This is a genomic window from Streptomyces sp. BF23-19, from assembly GCF_041106355.1.
Taxonomy (GTDB): domain Bacteria; phylum Actinomycetota; class Actinomycetes; order Streptomycetales; family Streptomycetaceae; genus Streptomyces; species Streptomyces virginiae_A.
Genome location: NZ_JBGBPT010000071.1, coordinates 22836 through 31157, shown reverse-complemented (window position 1 = coordinate 31157; position 8322 = coordinate 22836). Strand labels below are relative to the sequence as shown.

Genomic DNA, 8322 nt, shown 5'->3' with positions numbered 1-8322 from the left:
CCGGCGCCCCCGCCGGCGATGCCGACGAGCACACCGGTCCACGGGCCCCACTGGTAGCCGGCCCAGGCACCGAACCAGGTGCCGAGGATCATCATGCCTTCGAGGCCGATGTTGACCACACCGGAGCGCTCGGCCCACAGACCACCGAGGCCGGCGAGGCCGATCGGCACGGCGAGGGAGAGGGCGCCGGAGACCTGGCCGACGGAGGTCAGGTCGTTGGCCCCGGAGATCAGGCGGACCACGGAGACCAGCGCGAGGGCACCCGCGACGATCAGCATGATCCACGGGAGGGTGAGCTTCTTGCGGCCGCCCGGCTTCTTCGGGGCGGCACTCGTCGCGGAGACGGTGCTGGTGCTCACGCCGCGACCTCCTTGTCGGTCTTGATGGCGCCGCCGGAGGCGAGTTCCTCGCCGACCTTCTGCTGCTGGCGACGGATGCCGTAACGGCGGACGAGCTCGTACGAGACGACGACCGCGATCACGATCAGGCCCTTCATGATCGTGCCGATCTCCTTCGCGTAACCGGCCGTGTCGAGGCCGGCGGAGGCCTTGTCGATGAAGGCCATGAGGAGCGCGGCGAAGAAGATGCCCACGGGGCTGTTGCGGCCGAGCAGGGCGATGGTGATGCCGGTGAAGCCGACACCCACGGGGAAGACCAGGGTGTACGTGTGGCTCTCGCCGAGCAGCACCGGCATGCCGGACAGACCGGCGACGGCACCGGAGATGAGCATCGCAGTGATGATCATCTTCTTGGAGTCGACACCGGAGGCCGCGGCGGCGGACTCGCTCGCGCCGCTGGCGCGCAGGTCGAAGCCGAAGCGGGTGCGGTTGAGCACGAACCAGTAGACGAAGCCGAGCGCGAAGGCCACGAAGGTGAAGCCGTAGATCTCGCCCGAGTCGCCCAGGGACAGGGCGGGGAACCAGCCGGACTGGGCGATCTCACCGGTGGTGAGGTCGTTGGAGCCCTCCACCTGGACGCCGAGGTTCTTCGGCAGGATCAGCCAGGCGATGAGGCTCGTCGCGATGGCGTTGAGCATGATCGTCGAGACGACCTCGCTCACCCCGCGCTTGGCCTTCAGGACACCCGCGATACCGGCCCAGAACGCACCGGTCATCATCGCGACGAGGACGATCAGCAGGATGTGCAGCGGGCCGGGCAGCGTGATGGCGGTGCCGACCACGGCGGAGACCATCGCGGCGAGGCGGTACTGGCCGTCGACGCCGATGTTGAAGAGGTTCATCCGGAAGCCGATGGCGACGGCCAGGGCTGCCAGGTAGTACGTGCCGGCCTGGTTGACGATGAGGACCTGGATGTCCTCGTAGCCCGCGTTCTCCACCATGATGCGCAGCGGCTCGATCGGGTTGATACCCGTCGCCCCCAGCACGATCATGGTCAGCGCGAATGCGGCCACCAGCGCGAGCGCGGGCCCGGCGATGGCGAGCATCAGCCGGTCCTTGTCGAATGTCTTCATCGGGCCTCGTCCTCCGGCGATTCGGTACCCGCGTCGGTACCGGCGGAGTGGTTGTCGGATGCTTCCAGGTGCCCCGAGGCGGCGCCCGTCATGGCGGTGCCGAGTTCCTCGGGCGTGATGGTCGCCGGGTCGGCGTCCGCGACCAGCCGGCCGCGGTAGATCACGCGCAGGGTGTCGGACAGGCCGATGAGCTCGTCCAGGTCCGCGGAGATCAGCAGGACCGCCAGGCCTTCGCGGCGGGCCTCGCGGATCGCGTCCCAGATCTGCGCCTGCGCGCCGACGTCCACACCGCGGGTGGGATGGGCGGCGATGAGGAACTTCGGGTTGTGGCTCATCTCGCGGCCGACGATCAGCTTCTGCTGGTTGCCGCCGGAGAGGGACGCCGCGGTGACCTCGATGCCCGGGGTGCGGACGTCGTACTCGCGCACGATCCGCTCGGTGTCCTTGCGGGCCGCCTTGAGGTCGAGGATGCCGCTCTTGGAGTTGGGCCGCTCGGTGACGTGGCCGAGGATGCGGTTCTCCCACAGCGGGGACTCCAGCAGCAGGCCGTGACGGTGACGGTCCTCGGGGATGTAGCCGATGCCGCCCACGCGACGCTTGCGCACCGAGGACTTGGTGATGTCGGTGCCGTCCAGGGTGATCACGCCCGCGGCGGGGCTGATCATGCCCATGAGCGCTTCGATCAGCTCGGTCTGGCCGTTGCCCTCGACGCCCGCGATGCCGAGGATCTCGCCCTTGTGGATCGTGAAGCTGACCCCGTCGAGCAGCAGGCGACCCAGTTCGGCGCTCGGGTCGATCGTGCGGTCCATCGGCAGCATCATGCGCGCCGAGGTCTCGTGGCGGACCATGACGACGCCGGTCTCGGCGACGGTCAGGTCCTCGACCTGGAGCATCGGGGTGGTGGTCACCGTGGACTCGCGGGTCTCGGGCGACGGCAGCTCGGAGCCGACCATCAGCTCGGCGAGCTGCTTGGTGGTGGCGGTCTTCGGGTCGGCGGTGCCGACCGTGGTGCCGCGCCGGATGACGGTGATGTCGTCGGCGACCTTCAGCACCTCGCCCAGCTTGTGCGAGATGAAGATGACGGTCAGGCCCTCGGCCTTGAGCTCGCGCAGGTTGTCGAAGAGTGCGTCCACCTCCTGCGGCACGAGCACGGCGGTCGGCTCGTCGAGGATGAGGATCTTCGCGCCGCGGTAGAGGACCTTGAGGATCTCCACGCGCTGCCGGTCGGCGACACCGAGGTCCTCGACCAGGGCGTCGGGGCGCACGCCGAGGCCGTACGCGTCCGAGATCTCCTTGATCTTCTTACGGGCCTTGGCGCCGATGCCGTACAGCTTCTCGCCGCCGAGAACCACGTTCTCCAGGACGGTGAGGTTGTCGGCGAGCATGAAGTGCTGGTGCACCATGCCGATGCCGCGGGCGATGGCGTCGCCGGGCGTGTTGAAGGAGACCTGCTCCCCGTCGATGGCGATGGTGCCCTCGTCCGGCTTCTGCATGCCGTAGAGGATCTTCATCAGGGTCGACTTGCCGGCGCCGTTCTCACCGATCAAGGCATGGACCGTGCCCTTGCGGACGGTGATCGCGATGTCCTTGTTGGCGACGACGCCGGGGAAGCGCTTTGTGATGCCGTGCAGTTCTACGGCGGGGGGCGGGCTGGACGCGTTGATGACGCACTCTCCTTGGCGCGGAAGGAGCGGAAGGCAGGGGGGGACAGGGCGGGGAGTGAAAGTATCGCGTCCACGATGCTTCTACGCGCGTAGCACTGTCGGAAGTGAAAACTCGCGGCCAGGCAGGCCACTTCGTCACAGAGTAATGATCACAGAACGTGGCTCGGGGCCCGGGAGCGATCGCGACCGCTTCCCGGACCCCGGAGACCAGGACTACATGTCAGGAGCGACCTTACGGCGCGGTCTTGACGTTGATCTTCTTGGCGATGATGTCGGCCTTGGCCTTCTCCACCGCGGCGATGACGTCAGCCATCTCCTTGTACTTCGGGTTGGAGTCGGCCAGGCCGACGCCGTCCTTGTCCAGGCCGTAGCGGATCTCACCGGTGGTCGGCTTGCCGTCCTCGACCGACTTGATCAGGTTGAAGACCGAGTCCTCGACGTCCTTGGTGACCGAGGTCAGGATCGAGTCCTTGTACTTCGCCAGACCGGCCTGGTTGTACTGGTCGGAGTCGACACCGATGGCCCACTTGCCCTTGGCGGAAGCGGCCTCGATGGCGCCCGAGCCGGCCAGACCGGCGGCGGCGTAGACCACGTCGGCGCCACCGGCGTCGAGCTGGCCCTGCGCGGCGGCCTTGCCCAGGTCAGGCTTGGCGAAACCGTCGAAGTTCGGCGGCTGGGTGAGGTACGCGGAGAGCACCTTGGCGTTCGGGTTGGTGTCCTTGACGCCCTGGGTGAAGCCCGCCTCGAACTTCTTGATCAGCGGAACCTCGACACCGCCGATGAAGCCGACCGTGCCGGTCTTCGAGACCTTGGCGGCGGCGACGCCGGCCAGGTACGAGCCCTGCTCCTCGTTGAAGACGAGGTTGGCGATGTTCGGGCCGGTCACCGAGGTGTCGTCGATGATGCCGAACGTGGTGTCCGGGAACTTCGGCGCGACCTTCTTGATGGCCGGGGCGTAGGCGAAGCCGACGCCGATGACCGGGTTGTTGCCCTTGCGGGCCAGCTCGGTCAGGCGCTGGACCTTGTCGGCCTCGCCCTCACCGTCGGTGGGCTCCGCCTCAGAGGTCTTGATCTTGAGGTCGGTTTCGGCCTTCTTCAGACCGGCGTAGGCGGCGTCGTTGAACGACTGGTCGCCGCGGCCACCGATGTCGTACGCGATGGCTGCGGACTTCTGACCCGACTCCGAGGGGGAGGACGAGGCGTCCGACGACTTCTTTCCGCCACAGGCGGTGGCCGAGAGGGCCAGCGCCGCGGACGCGATGCCCACGGTGGCGATCCTGGTGATCCGGCGCAAGGGGAGGCTCCTTCAAAACCTGACCGAAGCGCCACGACCGGCGCTGGTTTCGCGGCGATCGTAACGCGCGTAGATGTCAGTTAAAGGCCCGTTCATGAGTCGTTATCGGATCGTCGTGAACCGGACAGTGACCGATTGGTAACTCCTTACGTGCCCAACCCTTGCGTACCAAGGGTTGGACATGCCCGCCGGGAGACCTGCGGTTGTTGTAAGGAGTTTCGGCCGCCGGCTACCTCGTGGCCACCGTGCGGAGCCCGTCGATCATCGCGGCGGCCGTGAAGAACTCCACGCCGACCCCGATCGCGGACTCGTCCACGTCGAAGTCGCCCCGGTGCAGGTCACGCTTGGCGCTGTCGCCGGGCGTACGCACCCCCAGCCGGGCCATCGCGCCCGGCACGTGCTCCAGGTACCAGGAGAAGTCCTCCCCGCCCAGGCTCTGCTCGGTGTCCTCGACCGACTCCGCTCCGCAGCGGACCCCCATCGCCTCACGCAGCAGCTCGGTGATCACCGGGTCGTTGACCACCGGGGGCACCCCGCGCACGTGGTTGATCTCGAACTTGGCCCCGTGCATGGTCGCGATCTCGTCGATCGCCGCGTGGATCATGTCGGGTGCCTCGTGCCAGGCGTTCAGGTCCAGGCAGCGCACGGTTCCCGAGAGCTCGGCGTGCATCGGGATGACGTTGCAGGCGTGCCCGGCCTCGATCCGGCCCCAGGTGACGGACATGCCCGAGCGGGCGTCCATCCGACGGGCCAGCAGAGCCGGGGCGTCGACGGCCACCCGGGCGGCGGCCGTCACCAGGTCGGTGGTCAGGTGCGGCCGCGCGGTGTGCCCGCCGGAGCCGGAGAGGGTGACCTCCAGCCGGTCGCAGGCGGAGGTGATGGGGCCGGCCCGCAGCCCGATGCGCCCCGCGTCGACCCGGGGGTCGCAGTGCACGGCGACGATCCGGCCGACGCCGTCCAGGACCCCGGAATCGATGGCGTCGGTGGCCCCGCCCGGGAGCACCTCCTCGGCGGGCTGGAACAGCAGCCGCACGGGGCGGGGCAGCAGCCCCTTGCGGTCGAGCTCGGCGAGGACCAGGCCGGCGCCGAGGACCACGGCGGTGTGGACGTCGTGGCCGCAGGCGTGGGCTCGGTCCGGGAAGGTCGAGCGGTACGGGACGTGCGTCTTGGCATCCGGGATGGGCAGGGCGTCGATGTCCGCGCGCAGGGCCAGCATCGGCCGGCCCCCGTCCCAGGTGCCGACGTCACAGATCAGGCCCGTGCCGGACTTCAGCACCCGTGGTCGCAGGCCGGCTTTCTCCAACCGGGCCTTGATCGCCGCGGTGGTACGGAATTCCTGGTGTCCGAGCTCCGGGTGCATGTGCAAGTCCCGGCGGAAGGCGATCAGTTCGGTACGCAGGTGGTCCGGAAGCTTGCCGGGCAGCTCGGGCCGGTCGGACGCGGCGGGCTGGGCGGTCTGGGACTCGCGGGACATCAACTGGTTCACCCGTTGAAGGGTAGGCCCACGGACGGGTCAACTGGCCGGGGATCACGAAAAGTTCATGCCGTTAGGGGAAAGAAACCCGGCCTCTGGACGCATGACCGGATGCACCCGGGGGTAAACTCGCGCGCTCATCAGGCCGTGGGAGCCGCCTGGGCAGGCAGTCTGCGCACATCACGGGCGGTGTCCGTGACCCCGGCGAGGAAGCTGCGGGCGCGGGGGGAGGCGGACCCGGTGAGCCAGGCGGGATCCACATCGCATACGGCCACCGTGACACCGGTACCGCTCAGGGCGTACGGCAGCGTGTGGACGACGGTGGACGGAAAGCTGACGATCGTCCGGCCGACGGGACCGCGCCGGGCGATCAGCTCCAGCGGCAGGTCCGGGCGTACGATCTCCAGCCCGGTCGCCCGGCTCAGCGCGCGCAGCTTCTCCGGGGACTCGCGGCGGTGGGCGAAGTAGCGGGTGGCACCGTGCTCCAGGGTCAGGGCGCGCACCGCGTCCAGATAGCGGTCCGGGTCGACCACCCCGGTCTCCACGAGCGAGGTGCCGACCAGGTCGGTGCCCCTGGTCAGCCGGGGCGGGCCGAACCGGGCGCGGGTCCAGGCGAAGTCGTTGACCCGCAGCGTCATCCCGCCGTGGGCGGTGACGGGCATCGAGCTGAACACCTCGACGCGGTGGCCGCGGTGCGCGGCCGGGGTGAAGCGGCGGCGGGCGGTCGCCGAGACGGGTGCGTACGCCAGCTCGCGGATCCGGCCGGGCAGTCCGCCGCCGCCGACCCGGTGCCACCGTACGAGGCGTTCGCCGCGCGCGGTCTGGGCCATGAACTCCATGGTGGCGGTGCCGTCGTCGACCACCACCAGCTCCTCGGCGCGCACCAGGGTGAGCAGCAGCTGGACGTAGCGCGAGAAGGGGTCGCCGACGACGACCGTGCGCGCGGCGCGCACGTCGCGGGCCAGCGCGGCCAGCGCCTTCAGCGGCGCGAACCGGCTGCCGCGCGCCTCCTGCCAGCGGACCTCGTGCCCCTCGTCCCGCGCCAGTGCGGCCACCCGGCGCAGCTGGCCGCGGGACATCGGGTCGGTGGGCGGCAGGACGACGATCCGCAGGGAGGACGCGGCGCCCGCCGGCCGGGGGGCGGGCCCGGGCAGGTCCGCGCCGCCGGCCCGGCGCCCCCGCTGGCGCGGTACGCCGTCCAGCTGCGGCTGGGCACCGGGGCGCGCGTACGCCCACTCCAGCACGTTCAGGAGCTGGACCGGACTCTCGACGAACGCGAGGGTGGAGGCGGAGGGGGCGGCGGGGGCGGAGGGGGTCACCACGTACTCCTTGTCGGGGGGCGGATCTCGTACGCGCCTGGGGTCGGACGGCGGCCGGCGCCTGGGGTCAGACGGCGGCCAGCTCGCCCCGGACGCGGCGGAGCTTCTTCATGGGGCCGAGCTCGGACTCGTAGACGCGCTTGACGCCGTCGCCGAGGGCGGTCTCGATGGTGCGGATGTCGCGGACCAGCCGGGTGAGGCCGCCGGGCTCGACGGAGGCGGCCTGGTCGGAGCCCCACATCGCCCGGTCGAGGGTGATGTGGCGCTCGACGAAGGTGGCGCCGAGGGCGACGGCGGCGAGGGTGGTCTGCAGGCCCGTCTCGTGGCCGGAGTAGCCGATCGGGACGTTCGGGTACTCCTCGCGGAGGGTGTCGATCACCCGCAGGTTGAGCTCCTCGGCCTTCGCCGGGTAGGTCGAAGTCGCGTGGCAGAGAAGGATGTTGGCGCTGCCGAGCACCTCCACCGCGTGGCGGATCTGCTGCGGGGTGGACATGCCGGTGGACAGCACGACGGTGCGGCCGGTGGCGCGCAGGGCGCGCAGCAGTTCGTCGTCGGTGAGGGAGGCGGAGGCCACCTTGTGGGCGGGGACGTCGAACTTCTCCAGGAAGGCGACGGCCTCGGTGTCCCACGGGGAGGCGAACCAGTCGATGCCGCGCTTGGCGCAGTGGTCGTCGATGGCGCGGTACTCGTCCTCGCCGAACTCGACCTTGTGGCGGTAGTCGATGTAGGTCATCCGGCCCCAGGGGGTGTCGCGTTCGATGTCCCACTGGTCGCGCGGGGTGCAGATCTCCGGGGTGCGCTTCTGGAACTTCACGGCGTCGCAGCCGGCTTCGGCGGCGGCGTCGATGAGGGCGAAGGCGTTGCCGAGGTCGCCGTTGTGGTTGATGCCGATCTCGCCGACGACGTAGACGGGGCGGCCGGGGCCCGCGGTGCGGGAGCCGAAGGTGCGCAGGCGGGAGTCGGGGGTGCTCGTCATGGCAGGGGGCGTCCTTCGGTGCGGGGATGTACGGAGGGCAGTGGGGGCAAGGGGTGTGGGCTGCGGGTCACGATGCGCGTCGCGGTCCGGGGCGGGCTCCGCCGGGTGTGCGGGGTGTGCGGGG

General features: G+C 70.1%; 6 protein-coding genes and 1 pseudogene. All 7 read right to left on the bottom strand.

What is annotated here, in order from left to right:
* Positions 1-359, bottom strand: a pseudogene (locus AB8A24_RS31790) (ABC transporter permease); the annotation flags it as partial.
* The gene (locus tag AB8A24_RS31785) at positions 356-1471 is read right to left on the bottom strand and encodes an ABC transporter permease (RefSeq protein WP_328961971.1); all 1116 of its coding nucleotides are present in this window, start codon (positions 1469-1471) and stop codon (positions 356-358) included. The pseudogene AB8A24_RS31790 and the gene AB8A24_RS31785, both read right to left, overlap by 4 nt.
* Complete coding sequence (locus AB8A24_RS31780) at positions 1468-3135, bottom strand: ABC transporter ATP-binding protein (RefSeq protein ID WP_328965879.1); 1668 nt, start codon at positions 3133-3135, stop codon at positions 1468-1470. Before AB8A24_RS31780 ends, AB8A24_RS31785 begins: the two co-directional genes overlap by 4 nt.
* Before the next feature lie 232 nt (positions 3136-3367).
* Entirely contained in the window at positions 3368-4429 is a 1062-nt protein-coding gene (locus AB8A24_RS31775) for a BMP family ABC transporter substrate-binding protein (RefSeq protein WP_328961972.1), read from the bottom strand.
* 229 nt (positions 4430-4658) lie between these two features.
* Positions 4659-5903 carry an amidohydrolase gene (locus tag AB8A24_RS31770; protein ID WP_328965880.1) on the bottom strand — a complete coding sequence of 415 codons (1245 nt, stop codon included), beginning with the start codon at positions 5901-5903 and terminating at the stop codon, positions 4659-4661.
* 140 nt (positions 5904-6043) lie between these two features.
* A complete protein-coding gene (locus AB8A24_RS31765; RefSeq protein ID WP_328961973.1) occupies positions 6044-7222 on the bottom strand; it encodes a hypothetical protein in 1179 nt (392 codons plus the stop codon).
* A 67-nt stretch (positions 7223-7289) separates the two neighbouring features.
* The gene (locus AB8A24_RS31760; RefSeq protein ID WP_328965881.1) at positions 7290-8198 is read right to left on the bottom strand and encodes an N-acetylneuraminate synthase family protein; all 909 of its coding nucleotides are present in this window, start codon (positions 8196-8198) and stop codon (positions 7290-7292) included.
* Between the last annotated feature and the right edge of the window lie 124 nt (positions 8199-8322).